The organism is Pseudomonas sp. Irchel s3b6, from assembly GCF_900187415.1.
Taxonomy (GTDB): Bacteria; Pseudomonadota; Gammaproteobacteria; order Pseudomonadales; family Pseudomonadaceae; genus Aquipseudomonas.
Genome location: NZ_FYDM01000006.1, coordinates 234,291 through 257,352, shown reverse-complemented (window position 1 = coordinate 257,352; position 23,062 = coordinate 234,291). Strand labels below are relative to the sequence as shown.

Genomic DNA, 23,062 nt, shown 5'->3' with positions numbered 1-23,062 from the left:
AAAAAGGAAGGAAAGTATTAATATCGCGCATAAGAACGCCGGTTTGTTAGATGTGTTTGCTCGCACGAACATCATCAATCAAATCGGCGTTCTTGTTTCTGTGTTTCCCGGGATTCCGTGAAGAACCTTTCTTTTGCCCCGGGAAAAGCACTGACAGCCACCACCAGCCGCCACGCAAACCGGACCAGCAGGTATCGCCCCCCCTCCAACCGACGGCCACACAGCCTCCAGAGGCTTTGTGCAGACGAAAAAAAACGCCTCTTGCGAGGCGTTTCTTTTACAAGCGAGTAACCGGGTTACTCAGCCAGCTTGAAGGTAATGAAGCTGGCACGCCCCTGACGCAGAACCCGCATCGACACCGAACGGTTCTTCGGCAACGCCTTGGCGATCTCCGTGAACTCCTTGGCCGAACCGATGGCCTGGTTGTTCAGGTGAGTGATCACATCGCCTGGCTGCAAGCCAATCAGCGCGGCAGGACCCTCCAGCACTTCCTTGATCACAACGCCGCTCTTGAGGTCGAACGCTTTCTTTTGCTCATCGCTGAGCTCGACCACGGCAACGCCCAGGCGATTGCTGCTGCGCTCGACACCGGATTTATTAGCAAGGGCATCGAGCTCTTTGCCTTCTTCCGGAATCGCCCCCACGGTCAGTTCGACGTTTTTGCGCTTACCGTCGCGAATCACTTCAAGATTGGCCTTGGCGCCAGCCTTCAGCGCGCCCACCAGGTGAGGCAGGTCCGCCGACATGACAATCGGCTGATCGTTCATGGTCAGAATCACGTCACCAACCTGCAAGCCACCCTTGGCGGCCGGACCATCGTCCTGAATCTGGGCCACCAGTGCACCGGCCGGCTTGTCCAGGCCAAAGGACTCGGCGAGGTCCTTGTTCACTTCCTGGATGACCACGCCCAACCAGCCACGGCTCACCTTGCCACCAGCTTTCAGCTGATTGGAGACATCCATGGCAACGTCGATCGGAATGGCGAACGAAACGCCCATGAAGCCACCGGAGCGGGTGTAGATCTGCGAGTTGATCCCCACCACTTCGCCTGCCAGGTTGAACAGTGGACCACCGGAGTTACCCGGGTTGATCGGCACGTCGGTCTGGATGAACGGTACATAGTTCTCGTTCGGCAGGCTGCGCCCGATGGCGCTGACAATACCTTGCGTCACGGTGTGGTCAAAGCCGAACGGTGAACCAATGGCCACGACCCATTGCCCGGCTTTCAGGTCCTGGGACTTGCCCAATTTCAGGACCGGCAGGTCCTTGCCTTCAACCTTCAGCAACGCCACGTCGGAACGCGGGTCAGCGCCAATCACTTTGGCCTTGAGCTCACTACGGTCCGCCAGACGCACGATAATTTCATCCGCATCGGCGATCACATGGTTGTTGGTCAGGACGTAGCCATCAGGCGAGATGATGAACCCCGAACCGAGGGATTGCGCTTCACGCTGGCGATCACCACGAGGGGGGCGCGTCTGAGGCGGCATGCCTCGCTCGAAAAACTCGCGCAGCATCGGCGGCAAGCCTTCCAGGTCGGGCATCTGCTGATTGGATACTCTGCGCTCGGGCAGTTTCTGGGTGGTACTGATATTCACCACCGCGGGTGAGGCCTGCTCAACCAGCTGTGTAAAGTCAGGCAGCTCGGCTGCCTGGGCAGTGACGGCCTGACCCAGCACCAGCACGGTGGCAAAAATGGTCAGGTAGGATTTCAAACGTGGTATCGACATACGGCTCCCGTTACGACGAGCATGGTTAAGCGATATGGAGCAAGAAACACCGGGGAAACATGCACCGGTACTTTTGTTCCGGGAACAACTATACAAGGCCAGAGCCGAGGGACCCTGACCTATAAAAAAATTTAAGGTTTTTTGCAAATTGAAATGCTCACCAAACATTTCGACATCTCGATTGTGACGTGGACATTGACTGACCTTGTGCACAAACGAGCCGTCGTTCGATGAGCGTCACCGGATCGACTTACTGCTTGACCGTAGCGGCGTCGGTGCGCATGGAGAGCGCAATCCGTTCAGCGGTACCGATGGGGATTTCCCCCACTACCGTGACCATGATCTCGCCTTTGGGAGTGGTCAGGCGCCGGGAAACGGCAACGGTTGGCCCCAACTGAGTACGGGTATCGGTGACCGCTGCGCCATTGAGCGGCTCAAGGAATACCGAAAAGCGTGCCAGGCCATCATCATACATCAGGCTGCTGACTTGAGCCTTGGTCTGCGGATCCTTGTGTGCGCCACTGGCGGTCAGCTCAAAGCCCGGCGGCAACCAGTCGGAATGCCAGTCCTGAGCGGTTTTGACAGCAGACGCCTTGTCGCCCTCGAGCACCACGGGCTTGCACTCGGCAGTGGCCTGCAGATCGTGATCGGTCGGTACGTCGGCCGTATCCAGGCGAGTGAACTGGAATCGCTCCAGCAACTGCCCTTTTTCATTCAGCAACAATGACTTCAATGGCAGGCCGGTTTCGCGATCCAGGTGCAGTTCGAAACCATAACGATGCTGGTCACGGGGCGTCAGCGACACAATCACCGCTGGCCGCCCGGCCACGCGCGACTTGCCGATGACGGCAAGGTCGTACCAATTCTTGAGCTTTTGCGAGTCCAGTGCACGAGCAGAGGTATCAGGCGCATCCCCCAGCCCCGCCACCAGGCTGCCGCTGACGCATTGAGTACGCCCATCAATGCGTACGACTTCCTGGGCCGAGCCGTCGAGCTGAAGCAAACGCTCGAGGACTTTGCCTTCCTGGACACGATGCCAGATGTTGTGGGTAGAAAAACTACCGTTACGCTCGTAAACGAAAGTGCCTTGAAAGCTTTGCTGCTGCTCGGCCTGGCTCAGACGGGTCAACCATTCCTGAGCCTCATCGGCATGGGCTGGAACAACGAACCAGCCGCTAAGCAAAAGCGTAAGTAGAGGTATGGCGCGCATGATCCTCCTTAACGGTTTTCCAGGCTCGCTGCGCGAGCGTAAGGCAGGGCACTTTCAGTGCCTTTGAGTGCAGCTTGTTGAGCATGTTGACGCAAATAGCCTGGCAGACGCTGATCGTGCCAGCCTGGCTGACCTTGCAATACGCCATTGGCCATGGGACCCGTGGCTTGCGAACCTTCATTGTAGCCTGCCAATACGGCGGGGCCCTTGACTTGAGGAACGCTCAGGCCGGGTTGGGTCGATTGCTGGGCCAGTTCGACACCGGCGATCTCGTCCTGGTTGTACAGGCGCACACCCGCCAGGACAGCAAGAGTCACCGAAGCGGCTACCGCCAGACGACCCAGGCTGCGCCAAGGTCCACGACTGGCTTTTGCTGGCACGGCTTCGTCAGCCAGCGCGGCCGAAACGGCCGAGGCAAGGTCAAGACGCGGGATCAGCAAGTCCTTGTGCATGACGGCACGAGCGATCTGGTAGCGAGCCCAGGTTTCGCGGGTTTCAACATCGTCAAAGGCATTCAATACCCGACGCAATTCCAGTTCGTCCGCTTCGTTATCCATCACTGCGGACAGCGATTCCTGCAGGGCTTCACGACTCATGGCGTTCCTCTCTTGGCTGTCGCCGCTGTCTCAGTTTTCCTGCAACAACGGCTGCAGGGCTTTATCGATGGCCTCCCGGGCGCGGAAAATCCGGGAGCGCACGGTACCCACCGGACACTGCATGACGCTCGCAATGTCCTCGTAACTCAGACCGTCGAATTCACGTAAAGTTAAAGCCGTACGCAAATCTTCTGGCAGTTGCTGGATGGTTCGATGGACGGTGCCTTCGATCTCATCGCGTAGCAATGCCCGCTCGGGCGATTCGAGGTCCTTGAGGCCGTGATCGCCATCGTAGAACTCTGCATCCTCGGAACTGACATCGCTATCCGGCGGCCGACGGCCGCGTGAAACCAGATAGTTTTTCGCCGTGTTGATGGCGATACGGTAAAGCCACGTATAAAACGCGCTGTCCCCGCGAAAATTACCAAGTGCACGGTAAGCCTTGATAAAAGCTTCCTGTGCGACATCCTGGGCTTCATGGGTGTCGTGCACGAAACGCACGATCAACCCGAGAATTTTGTGCTGGTATTTCAGCACTAGCAGATCGAACGCACGCTTGTCGCCACGCTGAACGCGCTCGACCAGCTGCTGATCCTCTTCCTGGGTTAGCATGAACACTCCTCGATAAGCTCGGAGGAGGCTTGCATCACTAATCGATCAGGCTTGCAAACATAGACTCGTGCTTTTCGCAAAAGTTCTCCCCCTCCAGGCAAGTTTCCTGCGTGCTCTGATTTGGCACACACGAAAAGCGCAGCACCGGCTTGGCCGGCTGCGCCAATAATCTTGTCGTCGAATCCATTCGCAAGGACCGAAACACGGATCCTGCGCAAACCGACGCTGTCCCTTGTTTCAGGCAACCGTCTATTGAGCTTGAGCGCGGTGCAAAAGTTCCCATGTTTTATCGTCGAACCAAACGGACAATGTATAACCGTGAAGCGAACATGCGCGCTTTGTCCGCGATAAAGCACGCTTGACGGCCTTTCAACAGGTAAATCACCTGACACGACCTTCAGGCTTTTCCATCACGGTAGTCTCACATTGCCACGAAGGCCTGACTATTGTGCCGATCCACCCCTCTATATACTAGTAGGCTGTGTGGCTGCCTTGACTCGCCGAATCAGGTGTCTTGCGCCAACCCCGACCCGGGTCGCTTTGAGCGGAATCCTGAAATGAGCCAACAGTTTCAACACGATGTTCTGGTGATTGGCAGCGGCGCTGCCGGTTTGAGTCTGGCGCTAACGCTGCCCGACCATTTGCGCATTGCCGTATTGAGCAAAGGCAACCTCGCCAACGGTTCGACCTATTGGGCCCAGGGTGGCGTCGCGGCCGTCCTGGATGACACCGATACCGTTGAATCCCACGTTGATGACACCCTCAACGCTGGCGGCGGCCTGTGCCACGAAGACGCCGTGCGGTTTACCGTCGAACACAGCCGCGAAGCCATTCAGTGGCTGATCGATCAGGGCGTCCCCTTCACCCGCGACGAACAGTCCGGGACAGAGGACGGCGGTTTCGAATTCCACCTGACCCGCGAGGGCGGCCACAGTCATCGACGCATCATCCACGCCGCCGATGCCACGGGTGCCGCCATCTTCAACACCCTGTTGGCACAAGCGCGGCTGCGCCCGAACATCGAACTGCTGGAGCAGCGGGTCGCCGTCGACCTGATCACCGAGAAGCGCCTGGGCCTGGCAGGCGATCGCTGCCTTGGCGCCTACGTCCTCAATCGCGGTACCGGCGAAGTCGACACCTACGGCGCGCGCTTTGTAATCCTCGCCTCTGGCGGCGCGGCAAAAGTCTACCTCTATACCAGCAACCCCGATGGTGCCTGCGGTGATGGCATTGCCATGGCCTGGCGCTCGGGCTGCCGGGTCGCGAACCTGGAGTTCAACCAGTTCCACCCCACATGCCTCTATCACCCGCAAGCCAAAAGCTTCCTGATCACCGAAGCCCTGCGAGGCGAAGGCGCCCACCTGAAACTGCCGAATGGCGAGCGTTTCATGCAGCGCTTCGACCCCCGGGCCGAACTGGCCCCGCGCGATATCGTCGCCCGGGCCATCGACCACGAGATGAAGCGCCTGGGTATCGACTGCGTCTACCTGGACATCAGCCACAAGCCTGAAACGTTCATCAAGTCGCACTTCCCGACCATGTACGAGCGCTGCCTGGAATTCTCCATCGACATCACCAAGCAGCCGATCCCGGTGGTTCCGGCCGCGCACTACACCTGTGGCGGGGTCATGGTCGATCAACAGGGGCGCACGGACGTGCCCGGACTGTACGCCATTGGCGAAACCAGCTTCACCGGCCTGCACGGCGCCAACCGCATGGCCAGCAACTCGCTGCTAGAGTGCTTCGTCTACGCCCGCTCGGCGGCCGCGGACATCCTTGAGCAGTTGCCGCACATTGCCGTCCCCAGCACCCTGCCCGCCTGGGACGCCAGCCAGGTCACCGACTCCGACGAAGACGTGATCATTGCGCACAACTGGGACGAGCTGCGGCGCTTCATGTGGGACTACGTCGGCATCGTGCGCACCAACAAGCGCCTGCAGCGGGCCCAGCACCGCGTGCGCCTGCTGCTGGACGAGATCGACGAGTTCTACAGTAACTACAAGGTCAGCCGGGACTTGATCGAACTGCGCAACCTGGCCCAGGTGGCCGAACTGATGATTCGCTCAGCCATGGAGCGCAAGGAAAGCCGGGGCCTGCACTACACCCTCGACTACCCGGACCTGCTGCCGCAAGCACTGGACACTATTCTGGTGCCGCCCACCTACGCCGACTGAACTTGAGCCGAACCCGCAGGCGCCGGTGGACATCCGCCGCCTGCGCGTCGCGCGGCACGCAGATCGAACGCACCCGCCGCTCCCCACGCAGCCGAAAACGCAACACCACGATCAATGGCAAGGCCAGGCTGTCAGGGCGCAGTTGCACTGCTTGCCAACCGCTGGCCTGACTCCACAGCTGCCAGCCATCGGCATCGCGGCGCACACCGCGAATTGCACCGGGATGAGTCAGCAGAATCTGCCGTGGCAGCGCCCACGCCCCATGGGCCAGGCACAGCAAGGCGCCGGGCACGCTTGCCCACCCGGGAACATCGAGGATCAACAGCGACCCCAGCGCGAACAGCTGGGCGAGGAGATAAGCCGCCAGCAATTGCCGTGAGGCATGCCAGCGGCATTCAAACGAATTACTTGGGCTGGACACGATCCAGGATCATGCGAACCATGCGCTGCAGTTCAGGATCTTCCGATTCGGAACGCTCCATGAACCAGCCGAACATGTCCTGGTCTTCGCATTCAAGCAGCCTGACATAGCACTCGCGATCAACCTGATTCAGGTGCGCATAAACCTCTTTGACAAACGGCACCAGCAACACGTCAAGTTCAAGCATGCCGCGGCGGCTGTGCCAGTAGAGGCGATTGAGTTCAACATCTTCGACCATGGAGCGCTCCTCAAATAGAGCGCAAGTATACAGCCCCTGCCCCGGTCGAACAGTCGGCTTTGGTCGGTCACCCACGATCCTTTGTGAACTACCCATTTCAACAGCGCCCCCTTATGATGTCCCCCAGACTTTTTTACCCTGCGATGACCCATGGCCGATTCCGCTTTTTTCTGCACCTTGTCCCATGAAGGCGTTCTCGCCGTCCGTGGCTCTGACGCCAGCAAGTTTCTTCAAGGGCAATTGACCTGCAACCTCAACTACCTGAGCGACACCCGGGCCAGCCTCGGTGCGCGCTGCACCCAGAAAGGCCGCATGCAGTCGAGCTTTCGCATCCTGCTGGAAGGTGACGGGGTGGTGATGGCAATGGCCAGCGAGTTACTGGAGCCACAACTGGCGGACCTGAAAAAATACGCCGTGTTCTCCAAATCCAGGCTCACCGATGAAAGCGCTGCCTGGGTTCGCTTTGGCCTGGCCGATGCCGACGCAGCACTGGCGACGCTCGGGCTCGACGTGCCCGTGGAAACCGACTCAGTAGTGCGTCACAACGGCTTGATCGCCATTCGCGTGTCCCCTGGCCGCACCGAACTCTGGGCCGCCGCCGACCAGGCGCAATCCCTGACCGAAAAACTCTCGCCAACACTGGCCCAGGGTACGCTCAACGATTGGCTGCTGGGCCAGGTCCGCGCCGGCATCGGCCAGGTCATGCCAGGCACCCGCGAGCTGTTCATCCCGCAAATGCTCAACCTGCAAGCCGTGGGCGGCGTCAGCTTCAAGAAAGGCTGCTACACCGGCCAGGAAATCGTCGCGCGCATGCAGTACCTGGGCAAACTCAAGCGCCGCCTGTATCGCCTGCAACTGGACACCAGCGAACTGCCCGAGCCCGGCACCGCCCTGTTCTCCCCGACCCACGGCAGCTCCATCGGTGAAGTGGTGATCGCCGCCCACGCCGGCCAGAGCATTGAACTGCTCGCCGTGCTGCAAGCCGAAGCCGTCGACAGCGCCGACCTGCACCTGGGCGCGCTTGAAGGGCCCGCCCTGCACCTGCTCGACCTGCCTTACCAACTGGATCGCGATCTTGAGATCCAGCGTTAATAAGCAGCACCTTTTGGCAACACCTAGAGAAACGAAATGAGCAAGCTGGCGGAAAAGATCCAACAGGACTTGGTTGAGGCCATCGATAACGATGACCTGGTTCTGCCAACGTTACCGGAAGTGGCCCTACAGATTCGCCGGGCCGCTGAAGACCCGGACGTCAGCGTCACCACCCTGAGTAAAGTCATCGGCCGTGACACCGCCTTGTCGGCGCGCCTGATCAAAGTGGTCAACAGCCCCATGCTGCGCGCCACCCAGGAAGTGACCGACCTGCACGCGGCCATCACCCGACTGGGCGTCAACTACAGCAGCAACCTGGCTATCGGACTGGTCATGGAGCAGATTTTCCATGCCCGGTCCGAGGTGGTGGAACAGAAGATGCGCGATGTCTGGCGCAAGAGCCTGCAAATCGCCGGCATCAGCTACGCCCTATGCCGCAGCCACACCCAACTGAAACCGGACCAGGCCGCACTGGGCGGGCTGGTGCACCAGATCGGCGTACTGCCGATCCTGACCTACGCCGAAGACCACTACGAACTGTTGTCCGACCCAGTGAGCCTCAACCACGTGATCGAGCACATTCATCCCCTGCTCGGCGACAAACTGCTGCAGGTCTGGGAGTTTCCGGAAATGCTGGCCAAGCTGCCGGGACAGTACCTGGACCTCAAGCGTCAGCCCCAGCGGGTCGATTATGTCGACCTCGTGCAAATGGCAACCGTCTACGGCCACCAAGACACTGATCATCCGCTGACACAGATTGATATCACCGGCCTACCAGCCTTCAAGCGACTCGGTCTCGACCCGAACAACCCGCTGCTGTGCAACGACCTGGAAGACTCACAGTCGATGTTTTATTGAGCGGGCGCTCCCGCAGGGGGGAGGGTTTGCATGAGCCTCTCGACAGCCCCTTCCCAACCCTGCAAAAAATTCCCGATCCCCGGTAAAAAAAATCCACACCGGCCAAAGCCCCATAAATGCTCGCTCCGTCTTGAGATGCGCCCTCAATGGCCGCTTGCTAGGCGATTTCGTCGCACCACAAGCACAAAAAAACACCTATAATGCGCCGGTAAATCGGGCCTGCAACACCTCCTTACATGAGAGTGAAAGCCATGCTGAAGCCACCACCGGAACTGACCCTGTCGATTCCGCCCTTCAGCGACTTCAGGACACCCGTAGACATTTCTGTTTTTTGCCTGCGTTCTGCTGCAACAAAACGATTCCTTTAGATCCATCGCGGCCACCACGCCGTGTGAACAACCGACCATCAGAGTTGTCACACGGGCATCTGGCCCTCACGCAGGAGACGACACGTCATGCTGAGCTGGGACGAATTCGACAAAGAAGACGGCGAAGTTGTCGCCAAGGGCGCCAATGCTGGCCACGCTACAGAAGCCAACATGGACCGCCTCGACAGCGCCGGTGGTGCTGCAGCGCTTGAAGCGCGCGCCGTAACCGCCACCGACTCGGCCGCGATCATTCGCGCCAAGGCCGCCCTCGACAAACTCGACATCGCCGAAGGCCTGGCCGAACTCGAAGGTGCCTCCGCCCGCGTTGCGGTCGATGAGAAGCGCATGATCAACTGCCGCGCCGACCTCAACCAACTCGTCCCGTTCAAGTACGACTGGGCCTGGCAGAAGTACCTGGACGGTTGCGCAAACCACTGGATGCCGCAAGAAGTCAACATGACCGCCGACATCGCCCTCTGGAAAAACCCGGAAGGCCTGACCGACGACGAGCGCCGCATCGTGATGCGCAACCTGGGCTTCTTCTCCACCGCCGACTCCCTGGTTGCCAACAACCTGGTACTGGCCGTGTACCGCCTGATCACCAACCCGGAATGCCGCCAGTACATCCTGCGCCAGGCGTTCGAAGAGGCGATCCACACCCACGCCTACCAGTACTGCATCGAATCGCTGGCCATGGATGAAGGCGAGATCTTCAACATGTACCACGAGATCCCGTCGGTCGCTAAAAAAGCCACCTGGGGCCTGAAGTACACCCGTTCGATCTCCGATCCGAAGTTCGAAACCGGTACCGTCGAAACTGACAAGGAGTTGCTGCGCAACCTGATCGCCTACTACTGCGTTCTGGAAGGCATCTTCTTCTACTGCGGCTTCACCCAGATCCTCTCCATGGGCCGCCGCAACAAAATGACCGGCGTCGCCGAGCAGTTCCAGTACATCCTGCGCGACGAATCCATGCACCTGAACTTCGGCATCGACGTGATCAACCAGATCAAAATCGAAAACCCGCACCTGTGGGACGCCGAAATGAAGGAAGAAGCCTCGCAGATGATCCTGCAAGGCACCCAGCTGGAAATCGAATACGCCCGCGACACCATGCCTCGCGGCGTACTGGGCATGAACGCAGCGATGATGGAGGACTACCTCAAGTTCATCGCCAACCGTCGCCTGTCGCAGATCGGCTTGAAGGAAGAATACCCAGGGACGACCAACCCGTTCCCGTGGATGAGCGAGATCATGGACTTGAAGAAAGAGAAGAACTTCTTTGAGACGCGAGTGATTGAGTATCAGACAGGTGGGGCTTTGAGCTGGGATTGATTCCTGGGGCTCATCTCTACTGAGTCAACGACCTACGAAAGCCCTGAGCATGTGATGTGCCCAGGGCTTTTTTGTGGCCGAGATAAAAAGCCTGCTTTCTTGGCTACGGGATTACTTCCGAAAGACATAGCCTGACTCTTTGACGGTAGCAACACCTCAGCCTGTAGGAAATTTCGTAGACAGCCATGATGGCCACTCAGTATCGTCCGAAGGTATTCAACCCTCGGCGATTGTATGGACACTGAAAAGAGCAATAGCGATTGGAGTGACATGGAGATTCAGGCTGCGGTTGATGCCTATCTCAGCATGCTGTCACGCGAGCAAAACGGTCAGAAGATCAATAAAGCTCATGAGAATCGCGTCTTGCGCGAGGGTGCCCTAGCTGTTCGCACCAAAGGCTCGGTTGAGTTTCGGATGCAGAACATTTCTACCGTGCTGGTCGAACTCGGGCGAGATCGCATTAAGGGATACAAGCCTGCCAAGAATGTCGGCGCGAATGTTACCCGTAGCATTCGTGAAGCACTGAACACGCCAAGCACGTTGACGCCTGATGACTTTGCCCCGACCGCTGATGAGGCAACACTAGAGCGGCGTGCCGCCAAACTTGAGAAGCAACCGCTCAAGGGTGAACCGAAAGGGATCATGAAACCACAACAAGCGCCTACCTCGGGCAATGCTTACGTGCGTGATCCAGAGGTAAGAGCCTGGGTACGCAAAGCGGCTAACGGTACTTGCGAAGGTTGTGGTCAACCCTCCCCCTTCGAAAAGGACGGCAGGCCGTTTCTCGAGGTTCATCACGTTAAACACTTGGCACAGAAAGGATCTGATCGAACCAGCAATGCTGTAGCGCTGTGCCCGAATTGTCATCGGCGCTGCCACCACTCCAGCGACAAGGATGAATTCACTGCTTCACTTTACAAAAGAGTGGAGCGATTGCAGCCTGAGTAACTGGGGCGCCTTACAGAACTCACCTGTCGAGATTGGGGCTGCTTCGCAGCCCAGCGCGAGCTTGCTCCCTCGCCACAGGTAGGGCCCTGCTGGTTTGCTCTGTAGTAATAACAGAAAGTGCAACCCATCCAACCTCCCGCTATTAATACCCCTCCCCCTCAAGGACCCGAGCCCGCCATGAAATTCGACCTCGCCTACTGCCTCAGCCTCGACGCCAAGCTGTCGATCTATGACGTGCGCGATCTGAATTTCGACGAGACGATGGCGTTCGATTCCGCCCAGGAGCACTTCCAGTGCCCCAACGATGCCTGTCGGGCGGCGTTGGGTGAGGCCAATGTGTTGGGGACGTTCAATGCCAAGAACGTGAACTACATCAGGACGCCGCACTTCAAGAACGTGCCCAGCACCCGGCACATTGAAGGTTGTCCTTATGCCAGCCTCAAGACACCAGGTTCCGAAGGGGCGGAAACGGACGATGGGCCGGAGGAGCATTTTCCGTCGGAGTTACTGCTGACCCGGCGTCAGTATGTGCGTAAGCCGCCCAGTCCGACGACGGCGACAGATGGGGGGCAGGCTCAGTCGGAAACGCCTTCATCCGCCCGCCACATCGAGCACCCAACCCAGGATTCGGCACCGGACAAGACCAGTGTCTTTGCCCATCCCGTGGAGTGCTTCGTTTCGAACTTCGATAACAAGGACCTGCTCAAGCGCATGCCGCTGAAGATCGGCGAGCACACGGCGTCTTACGGTGCATTCTTCAAGAAGATCGAATACCTGCAGGACAACAAGGGGCTGATTTACTGGGGCAAGATCAAGGCGATCAAGGACTACAACACCAGTTTCCGCATCGATTTCGAAAAGAAGGTCTGGCTCGACAAGAAGCCCTACTCGGTGAACGTTTACCTGAGCAAAAGCCTGGTCGAGAACTACCGCAAGCGCAAAGCCTTCCTGGAGGAGATCAAGAGCGCCATTGGCAGCGAGCGGGAGTTGTTTTGCTTTTTCTATGGTGTAACGCCGGAGTTGAAGCAGGTGCCGAGCAAGAAAAACCCTGAGCAGACGTTCGGGGTATTCAGTGGTGATATCGAGAATCTGGATCACTTCATCATTCGGGAGGTACCGGGGTTGGAGAGCTGAGCGCCCAATAGCCCCATTGCTTCACCACCGCCGATCCCCCGCCGCGCAGGGCTGCGACGCCACCCATCAAAAAATTGAGTTTGATCCGGACGCAAAACAACTGTACAAAAACACAGTACTTATTGATTTGCCACTCTCGAGCCCGGAGAAAAACCATGGCCTCTCTTGCGATGAAAATCACCCTGGAACGTATCGCTCTGTTCCAGTTCACCCCCAAACACAGCGCACAGGCCCGTGCGCTGCTGGGTTGGTCTCTGGAGGTTTTGTCCCGGGAGGCCGGGGTCAGCGTTGAAGCGATACAACGGTTCGAGGCCGGCGCTGAAGTGCTCGACGTCACCCGTCTGGCCCTCGCCTATCGACTGGAAGCAGAGGGCCTGGTGTTCTTCCCGGGCTTTGCGCCGGGCAGAGCCATGAGTGTCCGGGGATCGACCCCCGACCCGGTGGGACGAGCGGATTACGCGATGATTGAGTGATCGCGTTTCATAGCTTGACGATTATCCCTAAATAGGTATATTTCACATGAGTACAGGGAAGCCACTCTTGTGGGTCGGTAGCAGTAAAAAAGACCTGAAACAGATGCCTGAAGGCATACAGGACGTTTTTGGGTTCGCCCTCCACTTGGCACAGGATGGTGCAAAGCATCCTCAAGCGAAACCATTGAAAGGTTTTGGTGGCGCGGGTGTACTTGAGGTCGTTGAAGACTTCAATACCAATACGTATCGAGCCGTTTATACCGTTCGTTTTAAGACTGCGATTTACGTTCTCCACTGCTTTCAGAAGAAATCGACCAAGGGTATCGAAACCGCCCAGTGCGATATCGAACTGATCAAAACAAGGCTGCTAGCGGCCCAGAATCACGCAAAGGGATCAGGACATGATTGATATCGAAGAAAGCACAGGCAACGTTTACGAAGACCTGGGTGGGGCCGATGCCAACGAAATGCGGGTTAAAGCGCAACTCGCCACCAAGATCGGTGAAATCATCAAAGCTCGTCACCTGACCCAGGTTCAGGCTGCCGATATCCTGGGATTATCACAGCCCAAGCTTTCCGAAATGCTCCGTGGAAAATTTCGAGGCGTCAGTGAGGCCAAGATGATGGAATGTCTTTCCCGTCTTGGCCGCGATATACAAATCGTCGTCAAGACCGTGCCGAGATCAAGGCGCGAAGGGCGGATTGAAGTGGTCTTTGCCTGATCACTGACCATGGCGGAAGAACCAACGACTTCCGCCCGCCTCTCTAGCCGCTGACAACCACCGGCTCGACCTCCCCTTCAACCTCCAGCCACCAGGCTTCGCCCCGTTGCGGTTGACTCAGGTTGAAAGCCTCACCCATCTGCGGCGTGGCAATGGATACATTGCGCTCCCAGGCCAGGGCCAGGATGCGATCGAAGGGTTCGTGCCAGGCGTGCATCGACAGGTCGAAGGTGCCGTTGTGAATGGGTAGCAGCCAGCGCCCCTTGAGATCGATGTGGGCTTGCAGGGTTTGTTCCGGCTGCATGTGAATCAGTGGCCAGTCGACGTTGTAGGCTCCGGTTTCCATCAAGGTCAGGTCGAAGGGCCCGAACTGTTCGCCGATTCGCTTGAAGCCGTCGAAGTAGCCGGTATCACCGCTGAAGAAAATGCGCCGGTCGGCGTCGATGATCACCCAGGAAGCCCAGAGCGTGCTGTTGCCATCGAACAGTCCGCGACCGGAGAAGTGCTGCGAAGGGGTGGCAATGAAATGAATCCCGTCGACCTGGGTGCCCTCCCACCAATCCAGTTGGCGCACTTTGTTGCCATCAACGCCCCACTTGATCAAGGTATCGCCGACACCCAACGGGGTGAGGAAGTACCGGGTTTTGTCGGCGATCTTCAAGATGGACTGATGGTCCAGGTGATCGTAGTGGTCATGGGACAGGATCACCGCTTCGATTTCCGGCAGTTCATCGAGGCTGATCGGTGGCTGGTGGAACCGTTTGGGGCCGGCCCATTGCACCGGGGAGGCACGCTCGGCAAACACCGGATCGGTCAGCCAGAATTTGTCGCGCAGTTTTAGCAGGACGGTGGAATGCCCTAGGCGAAACACGCTGTGATTGGGAGCGTCCAGCAGCTGTTGACGGGTCAACCCCTGAACCGGCACGGCACCCGTTGGCCGTGTATTGGCAGGTTTGTGGAACAGCATGTTCCAGAAAACCCGCAAGCTCTTGCGCAAGCCCAGTTGACGGACGACCGCATGGTTGAGATAGCGCCCCTGTTCCTGTAGGGAGCTTTTCAGTTCCTTGGCGGTATCTGCCTGGTAAGAGAACGTGGCCATGTTGGTGGGACTCCAGAAAAACCATTGAGGCTGAGGATTTTCTTTTCGGACGATAAATGGCCAATGCACGCACGCGTCAGCCGCAAACTCTAATTTTTTTTGCCGCACAATTACACTGTACGGTGTAGTTTCAAGATTGCATCAAAGCCGGGACTAAGTAAACTGTGGAGTGTAATTACCCATTTACCTTGCCGAAGCGGATTTATGACAGCTCTACAGCGCCTGACCGACCGTAAACGCGAAGCCATCGTTCAGGCGGCGATTGCCGAATTCCGCACCCACGGTTTCGACATCACCAGCATGGACAAGATCGCTGCGACGGCAGGCGTGTCCAAGCGCACCGTGTACAACCACTTCCCCAGTAAAGAAGAGCTGTTCGCGGAAATTCTGCAACGATTGTGGACCAACGTCACCGCGCAGGAAGACACCGTCTACAACCCTGACCTGCCGATTCGCGAGCAGCTCAGCCAGTTGCTTCACTGTAAATTGACACTGCTGGCAGACAACAGTTTCCTGGATCTGGCACGCGTGGCCATTGCCGCCACCATCCATTCTCCGGAGCGGGTCCGGGACATGGTCCTGCGCATGGGCGAACGTGAAGAAGTACTCAGCGCCTGGATTCGCGCCGCTCAAGCTGACGGCAAGCTCAAGCCCGTGGATCCCGGCTTCGCCGCCCAGCAAATGCACGGGATGCTCAAGGCCTTCGCCTTTTGGCCGCAGATTTCCATGAACGAACCGGCGTTGTCTCCCAAGATGCAGACACAAGTCATAGAGTCGGCGCTGGACATGTTCCTGGCCTGCTACCAGCGCTGAACTCTGGACTATCCTGACAACTGATGCCCCCTCCACCAGCGACTGGCTGGCGAGGGAGTTGATGAACGCGCGTGCAATAAATGACACTATTGATGAGTGGCATCCGCTGGATGAACGCCCTGAATAAAACACAACAAAGTATTTCAGCGCGAACCGGGCACAGGGACTTATGGAAAACCAACGCGGCAAAGGGCTGTCGTTTGCCAAGCGCATCTACAAACCCCGCATCATCGGCCTGAGCATTGGCGCCCTCAGCGTAGCAGCGGCACTCTATCCGCTACCGGTTCCCGCCTGGGTCTGGGCCGCGCTGCTGTTCAACGCCGTGGTCTGGCCACACCTTGCATATCTGCTGTCGACACGCTCGCCGTTTCCGTACAAGGCCGAACACCACAATCTGCTGTTCGATTCGCTGCTGGGCGGCTTCTGGGCCGCCAGCATGCAGTTCAACCCGCTGAGCACCGTGACCATCCTTTCAATGATGACGATGAACAACGTGGCAGCCGGTGGCGTGCGCCTGCTCGTGCAGGGCAGCCTAGCGCAACTGACAGGTGTAGCGGTTTCATGGTTGCTGCTCGGTGCGGCCTTCTCGCCGACGGTCAGTCAGCTTCAGGTCTACGCTTGCCTGCCGATGCTGACGCTCTACCCCTTGGCGGTTGGCATGGTCTGTTATCAATTGGCGATCAAACTGTCCGAGCACAAACGCACCCTCAGTGCCTTGAGCCGTACCGACAGCCTGACCGGGTTGCTCAATCACGGTGCCTGGAAAGACCTGCTGCAGATCACGTTCCAGCAGTGCCAGCAGCAACAGACCCAGGCCACCGTTGGCTTGATCGACATCGATCATTTCAAACTCATCAATGACAACTACGGGCATATCGTTGGCGATACCGTGCTACGTCAACTCAGCCTCGAGCTAAAACGCAACCTGCGGGAAAACGATCTGGCGGGACGTTATGGAGGGGATGAGTTCTGCGTGATTCTGCCCGATCTGCCGCTGGAACATGCCACCGCAGTCATGGAGCGCCTGCGTGAAGTGTTCGGCAATTATCGCCATCCGCAAATACCCGGACTCAGGGTCAGCCTGAGTATCGGCCTGGCCACCTGCCAGCCACACTTCGCCGACGCCGCCAGCTGGCTGGATGCCGCAGACAAGGCGCTGTACAGCGCCAAGAGTAATGGCCGCGACAGAATCAGCAGCGCCGGCCGGTTCACGCCCTCAATCGCGTGAAGGGCGTCAGTGCGGCAAGCGAATGGCCCGCGCCAATTGATCAAACAAGGTCACCACCGAACGCAATGCGCGACAGTCCGGCCGGGTCAGTAACCACAGGCTGGTGTCGTAGCCTTGCAGGGGGTCGCTCAAGGGTTGCACGCCTTGCGCGGGATCGATCAGAAAGTCCGGCAGCGCTGCCACACCCAGCCCGGCGCGCACCAACTCGGTCACGGCGAGCATGCTGTTGCAGCGATAACCCGGGATCACGCCAGGCAGTTGCTGACGACGCCAGATGACCGTCGGATGGTCGGGCAGAAAGTCATCCGGCGCGATCCAGCTCAGGCGTGACCAATCACCCTGATCCACCGCCTGCAAATAGGCGGTACTGGCGCACACCCTGTATGACACCGCCCCCAATCGCCGCCCTACCAGATGCTCCGGGGGAGAACGGGTCAGGCGCAAGGCGATATCGGCATCACGGCGGCTGAGGTTGGCGAAATCGTTGGAGGTACTCAGCTCCAGGGTCAACGCCGGGTATGACGGCATGAACTGCGCCAGGGCGGGCAGCAGCAAAGCATGCAGCACTGAGTCGGTGCAGGTCAGGCGCACGGTGCCACTGATGACCTCACCGCCCTGCTCCACCCCAATACGCGCCGCTTCCAACGCCTGCTCGGCACGCTCGGCTTGTTCAGCGAGGGTACGAGCCAAGGTGGTCGGCAAGTAGCCGGCGCGGCTCTTGTCGAACAGCACCTGGCCCAACGCGGCTTCCAGGCGCCGCACCGCACGAAACACCGTGGACACATCGACCTTCAACAGGGCCGCCGCCCGGGCCAGAGAGCCGCCGCGCACCAAGGCAAGAATCAGGGCCAGGTCAGGGTAGTCCAGTCGATAGTGCAGTGATGCATTGATCACTTGGGTAAACGCCAATATTGATTGCGTGAACGCCAATTTATAGTGGCCTCCGGGAATCAACAAGCCTCGGGAGCCTCCATGCAAACGACCCCTCACCTGCGCATCGCGCTGATCGGTGACTACGACCCACAGGTCACCGCCCACCAGGCCATTCCTGTGGCGTTGAACCGGGCCGCGCAACATGCCGACCTTGATGTTCGGTTTCACTGGCTGGCCACCGAGCATATCGACGCCGGTACCCGTTTCACTGACTTCGATGGTTTCTGGTGCGTGCCCGCCAGCCCTTATCGCCACACCGACGGCGCGCTGCGGGCGATTCGATATGCCCGTGAACAACGCCGGCCGTTCCTCGGCACATGCGGTGGTTTTCAGCATGCGGTGCTTGAGTACGCCCGTAACGTGCTGGGCTGGGCCGATGCCGAGCATGCTGAAACCTCGCCGGACGCCGCTCGCGCCGTGCTCTCGCCACTGGCCTGTTCACTGGTCGAGGCCGTCGACCGCATTCACTTGATCGAGGGCTCGCTGATCGCCCGTGCCTACGCCAGCCGCGACATCCAGGAAGGTTACCGGTGCCGCTACGGGGTCAATCCCGAGTTCGAGCGCGCGCTGCTCAATCAGGACCTGCATGCCACCGGCCACGACGCGGCGGGAGAGGTGCGAACCGTGGAGTTGCACGATCATCCGTTTTTCGTCGCGACCTTGTTTCAACCCGAACGCGCAGCGCTCGCCGGCAAACACGTGCCCTTGGTCGACGCCTTTGTCCAGGCCTGCGCGAGGCACCGCTGATGATCGCCAACACACCCGCGGCGCCTTACTACGCGGTCATCTTCACTTCGCTGCGCACCGCCGGGGATCAAGGCTATGGCCAGGCCGCGCAACGCATGCTCGACCTGGCCCGCGATCAACCGGGGTTTCTCGGCGTGGAATCGGCGCGGGGCGATGACGGGTTGGGGATCACCGTGTCCTACTGGGCCAGCGAGGCGGCAATCCTCGCCTGGAAGCATCACGCCGAACACAGCGCCATCCGCGAGCAAGGACGCTCGATCTGGTACGAAGCGTTTCACACCCGGGTGTGCAAGGTTGAGCGCGCGTACGGCTTCGAGCGGTAAGTTGCAGCACGCCTCAGGCGCCTTGAAACCCTCAGCCCTGCACCAGACTCCTCACCGCCGAGATTTCCGGCAGATCCTCACGACGCATGTACACCCGCAACGGTTCGGTGATGTTGATCCGGTCATCGATATTCTGCTCCAGCAGCAAGCGGATCAACTCACGCTTGAGGGTCATGGTCTGGCCGTCTTCGCACGCCCAGACGAACTCGCTGGCCGGGATGATTGCATCGTCGGCGACATCCATGCCGAACGAGTCTTCGCTGAAGCGGACGATGTAGTGAGCCGTCTTGCGATTGAAACCGACGAAACCGTTGAGTTGGTCGGCGGCTTGGCAGATGAGCTCGGACGTGATGCGCATGGTAAACCTCACAGGTGCGTCCCGAAGGACAGCTGAACGATGGTTTACACGCAGGGCGGGCTGAAGACTGTTGCGGGTTTCCCTCTGACGGGGAAATGGCTGAAGCGGATCGTACTGCAAAGGACCGCACAAATGCGCGGGAAAAATCGCCCTCATGGATGTTTATGTCGGTCTGGCGATAGCACATCCTGCGCTCAATTGTTAAAAGGTACTCTTTTGCAATTGCATCTTACGAAAGGACCTCGACCATGCCTGTTACCTTCACTCAAAGCGCCCTGCTGCTGAGCCTGATGCTCGGCCTCGGCCAGGCACAGGCTACCGGCCAACAGAGCCCGACCGCACTGGCCACGGCCAACGGAATCCCGCATCCGGCCGTGATCGCCCACCGTGGTGCGTCCTTCGATGCACCGGAATCCACCGCCGCCGCCTACAAGCTGGCACGCGACTTGGGGGCCGACTACCTGGAACTTGACCTGCAACGCAGCAAGGACGGCGTGCTGTTTGCCCTGCACGACGACAACCTGCAACGCACCACCGACGTCGCCATCAAGTTTCCAGAGCGCAAGGACAGCCCGGCCAACGCGTTCACCCTCGCCGAACTCAAGACCCTGGACGCCGGCAGCTGGTTCAACACCGCCTACCCGGATCGTGCACGCGCCCACTACGCGGGCCTGAAAATCCTGACCCTGGACGAAGTCATCGACATTGCCCAGGGCAACCCGTTGCACAAACCCGGCCTGTACATCGAGACCAAAGAGCCGAAGCAGTTTCCGGGGATCGAGCGCGACCTCAAGGACAAGCTGCAAGACCGTGGCTGGCTGAGCCCGATTGGCTCCAAGCTGGCCAAAAGTGAACTGAGCGTTGGCCAGGGCAAAGGCAAAGTCGTCCTGCAGACCTTCGACAAGGGCAGCCTGGAAATGCTGCACAAAGAAATGCCGCAAGTGCCGAAGATCCTGCTGCTGTGGGTCGGCGCCGGCGGTATCGACGCCAAGTCCAACCTGAGCTTTGCCGAGTCTGGCGACAAGGACAAAGCCACCTACTACGCCAGGCAGGAACCCAAGGACAACGCCGCCTTCGAACAATGGGTCGACTACGCCAAGGCCCAGGGCGCAATCGGCACCGGCCCTTCGGCCACCCTGACCCAACTCGGCGATCAGAGTTATTCGGACCTGGTGAAGCCATGGATGAACCAGTACACCCACGACAAGGGGCTGTTGGTGCATGTCTACACCATCGACGATGACGTGGATTACAAGAAGGTGATGGACGCCGGTGTGGACGGCATCTTCACTAACCGCGCCAGCGAGCTGCTCAAGTACTACAAGCGCCCGATGACGGGCAGCGTTGCGCAGTTGCTTGAGGTCAACGGCTACTGAGTCGTCATCTGCTAGTGTGCAAGATCGTTGCCGCGTACCGCGCGGGAACGATCCGGCTGCTGGACATCCACTCGGGGGAATTAAGGATCAATTAAGTTGCGCCGGTTAACCTGCCCCCACTTAAACAGCTCACCAAGGAATGCCCCCATGAAGAAGTTGACCACCCTGTTCACTGCCGCCGCCCTGACCCTGACCGCCGGTTTCGCCATGGCCGACGTGCGCCCGGACCTGATCCCGGGTCTGCTCAAGGCTGGCACCATCATGGACATGGAAAAACTCAATCAGGCTGCATTGGCTCAGCACCCGGGCAGCACCGCGGCGAACATCGTCGACACTGAACTGGATCACACCACCGCGGGCGCCTATGTCTACGAAGTCGAAATTCGTGACGCCAAGAACGTGAAGTGGGACGTGAAACTGGACGCCAAGACAGGCGCAGTACTGAGCAACAAACAGGACACTTGATCCATAGACGTCAACAGCCGCACCGCCTCAGGGCCGTGCGGCTTTTTTGCGTCTGCGAAGCAAGCGCGACACCCTTAAGGTCTCGCCGTGCTACCCCTATGCACTCAGGCGCGCGGTCACTGCATTGAGCTGACCCGACAGGTCGCGCAGGTTGTTGCTCGCCGCTTCCGTACGCTGCACGTTGTCCAGGTTGGTACTGGCGATACTGGTGATCTCGGTCAGGTTGCGCGAAATGTCCTCGGCCACCGAGGTCTGTTCTTCCGCCGCGGTGGCGATCTGGCGGTTCATGTCGCGAATCGCTTCCACCGATTCGGTGATGCGCTCAAGCATGGCACCGGCCTCAGTCACCTGTTCGACACTCTCCTCGCTGCGCGACTGACCGCTTTCAATCGCCTGCGCCGCATCCACGGCACTCATTTGCACGCTCTGGATGATCTGATTGATCTCGATGATCGACGCCGCCGTGCGCTGGGCCAGGCTGCGCACTTCATCGGCCACCACCGCAAACCCGCGCCCGGCTTCCCCGGCCCGCGCCGCTTCGATGGCGGCATTGAGCGCCAGCAGATTGGTCTGCTCGGCAATACCGCGAATCACCTCCAGCACCTTGCCAATCCGGCCGCTGTCGGTTTCCAGGCGACGGATCACGGTCGCTGTATTGGCGATTTCCCCGCGCATTTGCGTGATCGCATGAATCGTATTGTGCATCACCTTTTCGCCCTGCTGGGCCGACTGGTCGGCATCGTCGGCCGCCCGCGCCGCATCGGCGGCATGACGCGCGACCTCCTGGGCCGTGGCCGACATTTCGTTCATCGCCGTCGCCACTTGATCCGTGCGGCTGAACTGTTCGCTGGTGCCATGGGACATCAAGGTGGCAATGGAATTGAGCTCGCCACTGGCGCTGTCCAGATCCGAGGCGCTGCGTTGCAGGCGGCCGAAGGTTTCGGCCAAAAAATCGCGCAAGGTATTGGCCGCCACCGCCAACCGGCCCAACTCGTCCTGACGATCGCTGGCCACGCGCTCGGCGAAGCGTCCCTGGCTCAATTCGGCAACGTAGCCGATCAGCCGGCGAATCGGCTCCACCAGTTGACGGTTGACCAGCCACGAGCTCAGCAGGCCAATCAACAGCCCCGAGAGCAGCATCACCACAATACCCGCCAGCACGGTGCGATCGGCGCTGGCACTGATCAGCCTAGACTGCTCGTCACCCTGCTTGCGCAACGCATTGACCAACTCGCTCATCTGCTCGCTGGTCGCGCGGTCCACGCCTTTGACCGCATTGTCACCCACAGCCGGATCGCCCCCGGCGGCCAGGTACGCGTCACGCCCTTTTTGATAGGCCATGCCCAGCATCCGATGCTCTTCACGCAAGCGTTCGATTCGGGCCTTGAGCGACGTGTCGATTGCCGGTTGACGGGTCAACTCGCCGAGGATGTTCTGCACATCGCCCTGACGGTCCTCGAATTGCTTCCAGTACTTGTTCAGGTCGGCCGGCTGCTTGCCGCGCAGCAGGACGTTTTTCCACTCCTGTACCTGCGCCTTGAACTGCAGGTTGGCCTCATCGATCAGTTGCGAGGTGTGCAACGGGCCTTCGATCAGGTTGCGATAATTCTGCACCCCGCTGGAGAGGAAGTGAAAGCTGGCCAGCGCGATCAGCAACATCGCAAACAGGCTGCCACTCAGCAGTGCAAGGATTTGAGCTCTCAGGGACTTGTGCAAAAACATCGAGGGATATCTCACGACAGGAATAAGGCGGGCACCGGGGTGCGCAAACCAGCCTAGGCATCATCGGCGCCGCCGTGGATTTCTTGA

The 23,062-nt window shown here is 59.1% G+C and carries 25 protein-coding genes; 15 read left to right on the top strand and 10 right to left on the bottom strand.

What is annotated here, in order from left to right; translation table 11 throughout:
* Positions 1 to 296 precede the first annotated feature (296 nt).
* The 4 genes from CKW07_RS13450 to rpoE all read right to left on the bottom strand — a co-directional run bounded on the left by CKW07_RS13450 (position 297) and on the right by rpoE (position 4,148).
* Entirely contained in the window at positions 297 to 1,730 is a 1,434-nt protein-coding gene (locus CKW07_RS13450) for a DegQ family serine endoprotease (protein ID WP_095145336.1), read from the bottom strand.
* A gap of 250 nt (positions 1,731 to 1,980) precedes the next feature.
* On the bottom strand, positions 1,981 to 2,940 hold the full coding sequence (locus CKW07_RS13445) for a MucB/RseB C-terminal domain-containing protein (protein ID WP_095145335.1): 960 nt from the start codon (positions 2,938 to 2,940) through the stop codon (positions 1,981 to 1,983).
* 8 nt (positions 2,941 to 2,948) lie between these two features.
* Positions 2,949 to 3,536, bottom strand: coding sequence for a sigma-E factor negative regulatory protein (locus tag CKW07_RS13440; protein ID WP_095078452.1), 588 nt, complete (start codon positions 3,534 to 3,536; stop codon positions 2,949 to 2,951).
* Positions 3,537 to 3,566: 30 nt separating this feature from the next.
* Positions 3,567 to 4,148, bottom strand: a complete 582-nt coding sequence (gene rpoE / locus CKW07_RS13435; RefSeq protein ID WP_003172477.1) for an RNA polymerase sigma factor RpoE — start codon at positions 4,146 to 4,148, stop codon at positions 3,567 to 3,569.
* A gap of 557 nt (positions 4,149 to 4,705) precedes the next feature.
* Here rpoE and nadB point away from each other — a divergent pair.
* Entirely contained in the window at positions 4,706 to 6,322 is a 1,617-nt protein-coding gene (gene nadB / locus CKW07_RS13430; protein ID WP_095145334.1) for an L-aspartate oxidase, read from the top strand.
* Here nadB and CKW07_RS13425 read toward each other — a convergent pair.
* Positions 6,291 to 6,743 carry a protein YgfX gene (locus CKW07_RS13425; protein WP_095145333.1) on the bottom strand — a complete coding sequence of 151 codons (453 nt, stop codon included), beginning with the start codon at positions 6,741 to 6,743 and terminating at the stop codon, positions 6,291 to 6,293. The two genes, nadB and CKW07_RS13425, sit on opposite strands and share 32 nt — an antisense overlap.
* Entirely contained in the window at positions 6,727 to 6,981 is a 255-nt protein-coding gene (locus tag CKW07_RS13420) for a succinate dehydrogenase assembly factor 2 (RefSeq protein WP_095145332.1), read from the bottom strand. Before CKW07_RS13420 ends, CKW07_RS13425 begins: the two co-directional genes overlap by 17 nt.
* A gap of 150 nt (positions 6,982 to 7,131) precedes the next feature.
* Between CKW07_RS13420 and CKW07_RS13415 the strand changes: the two genes are divergently transcribed.
* The 8 genes from CKW07_RS13415 (at position 7,132) to CKW07_RS13380 (ending at position 13,911) form a co-directional block, all read left to right on the top strand.
* Positions 7,132 to 8,073 carry a folate-binding protein YgfZ gene (locus CKW07_RS13415; RefSeq protein ID WP_095145331.1) on the top strand — a complete coding sequence of 314 codons (942 nt, stop codon included), beginning with the start codon at positions 7,132 to 7,134 and terminating at the stop codon, positions 8,071 to 8,073.
* Positions 8,074 to 8,109: 36 nt separating this feature from the next.
* Positions 8,110 to 8,931: an HDOD domain-containing protein gene (locus tag CKW07_RS13410; protein ID WP_095145330.1), complete on the top strand. Its 822-nt coding sequence runs from the start codon at positions 8,110 to 8,112 to the stop codon at positions 8,929 to 8,931.
* Positions 8,932 to 9,386: 455 nt separating this feature from the next.
* Entirely contained in the window at positions 9,387 to 10,634 is a 1,248-nt protein-coding gene (locus CKW07_RS13405; RefSeq protein WP_027619933.1) for a ribonucleotide-diphosphate reductase subunit beta, read from the top strand.
* A gap of 234 nt (positions 10,635 to 10,868) precedes the next feature.
* Entirely contained in the window at positions 10,869 to 11,582 is a 714-nt protein-coding gene (locus tag CKW07_RS13400) for an HNH endonuclease signature motif containing protein (RefSeq protein WP_095145329.1), read from the top strand.
* Between the two features lie 177 nt (positions 11,583 to 11,759).
* Positions 11,760 to 12,716 carry a hypothetical protein gene (locus tag CKW07_RS13395; RefSeq protein WP_095145328.1) on the top strand — a complete coding sequence of 319 codons (957 nt, stop codon included), beginning with the start codon at positions 11,760 to 11,762 and terminating at the stop codon, positions 12,714 to 12,716.
* Positions 12,717 to 12,871: 155 nt separating this feature from the next.
* Complete coding sequence (locus CKW07_RS13390; protein ID WP_095145327.1) at positions 12,872 to 13,189, top strand: helix-turn-helix transcriptional regulator; 318 nt, start codon at positions 12,872 to 12,874, stop codon at positions 13,187 to 13,189.
* Positions 13,190 to 13,235: 46 nt separating this feature from the next.
* Positions 13,236 to 13,598, top strand: coding sequence for a type II toxin-antitoxin system RelE/ParE family toxin (locus CKW07_RS13385; RefSeq protein WP_095145326.1), 363 nt, complete (start codon positions 13,236 to 13,238; stop codon positions 13,596 to 13,598).
* A complete protein-coding gene (locus CKW07_RS13380; RefSeq protein WP_095145325.1) occupies positions 13,591 to 13,911 on the top strand; it encodes a helix-turn-helix domain-containing protein in 321 nt (106 codons plus the stop codon). The genes CKW07_RS13385 and CKW07_RS13380 overlap by 8 nt, the downstream gene beginning before the upstream one ends.
* 43 nt (positions 13,912 to 13,954) lie before the next feature.
* Here CKW07_RS13380 and CKW07_RS13375 read toward each other — a convergent pair whose 3' ends face one another.
* Positions 13,955 to 15,010, bottom strand: coding sequence for an MBL fold metallo-hydrolase (locus tag CKW07_RS13375; protein WP_095145324.1), 1,056 nt, complete (start codon positions 15,008 to 15,010; stop codon positions 13,955 to 13,957).
* 204 nt (positions 15,011 to 15,214) lie between these two features.
* Between CKW07_RS13375 and CKW07_RS13370 the strand changes: the two genes are divergently transcribed.
* On the top strand, positions 15,215 to 15,823 hold the full coding sequence (locus tag CKW07_RS13370) for a TetR/AcrR family transcriptional regulator (protein ID WP_095145323.1): 609 nt from the start codon (positions 15,215 to 15,217) through the stop codon (positions 15,821 to 15,823).
* A 169-nt stretch (positions 15,824 to 15,992) separates the two neighbouring features.
* Positions 15,993 to 17,051 (top strand): diguanylate cyclase, encoded by a 1,059-nt coding sequence (locus CKW07_RS13365; RefSeq protein ID WP_095145322.1) that lies wholly within the window; start codon positions 15,993 to 15,995, stop codon positions 17,049 to 17,051.
* 6 nt (positions 17,052 to 17,057) lie between these two features.
* Here CKW07_RS13365 and CKW07_RS13360 read toward each other — a convergent pair whose 3' ends face one another.
* Positions 17,058 to 18,008, bottom strand: coding sequence for a LysR family transcriptional regulator (locus tag CKW07_RS13360; protein ID WP_095145321.1), 951 nt, complete (start codon positions 18,006 to 18,008; stop codon positions 17,058 to 17,060).
* 15 nt (positions 18,009 to 18,023) lie between these two features.
* Between CKW07_RS13360 and CKW07_RS13355 the strand changes: the two genes are divergently transcribed.
* A complete protein-coding gene (locus CKW07_RS13355; protein ID WP_095145320.1) occupies positions 18,024 to 18,731 on the top strand; it encodes a CTP synthase in 708 nt (235 codons plus the stop codon).
* Complete coding sequence (locus CKW07_RS13350) at positions 18,731 to 19,054, top strand: antibiotic biosynthesis monooxygenase (protein ID WP_095145319.1); 324 nt, start codon at positions 18,731 to 18,733, stop codon at positions 19,052 to 19,054. Before CKW07_RS13355 ends, CKW07_RS13350 begins: the two co-directional genes overlap by 1 nt.
* Positions 19,055 to 19,085: 31 nt before the next feature.
* Here the strand turns inward: CKW07_RS13350 and CKW07_RS13345 are convergent, their stop codons facing one another.
* A complete protein-coding gene (locus tag CKW07_RS13345) occupies positions 19,086 to 19,412 on the bottom strand; it encodes a DUF2025 family protein (protein ID WP_095078471.1) in 327 nt (108 codons plus the stop codon).
* Between the two features lie 248 nt (positions 19,413 to 19,660).
* Between CKW07_RS13345 and CKW07_RS13340 the strand changes: the two genes are divergently transcribed.
* Both CKW07_RS13340 and CKW07_RS13335 read left to right on the top strand, forming a co-directional pair.
* The gene (locus tag CKW07_RS13340) at positions 19,661 to 20,788 is read left to right on the top strand and encodes a glycerophosphodiester phosphodiesterase (RefSeq protein ID WP_095145318.1); all 1,128 of its coding nucleotides are present in this window, start codon (positions 19,661 to 19,663) and stop codon (positions 20,786 to 20,788) included.
* A 147-nt stretch (positions 20,789 to 20,935) separates the two neighbouring features.
* Positions 20,936 to 21,253 (top strand): PepSY domain-containing protein, encoded by a 318-nt coding sequence (locus tag CKW07_RS13335; RefSeq protein ID WP_095145317.1) that lies wholly within the window; start codon positions 20,936 to 20,938, stop codon positions 21,251 to 21,253.
* Positions 21,254 to 21,349: 96 nt separating this feature from the next.
* On the opposite strand, the gene CKW07_RS13330 is transcribed toward CKW07_RS13335, so the two are convergent.
* Positions 21,350 to 22,975, bottom strand: a complete 1,626-nt coding sequence (locus CKW07_RS13330; RefSeq protein ID WP_095145316.1) for a methyl-accepting chemotaxis protein — start codon at positions 22,973 to 22,975, stop codon at positions 21,350 to 21,352.
* Between the last annotated feature and the right edge of the window lie 87 nt (positions 22,976 to 23,062).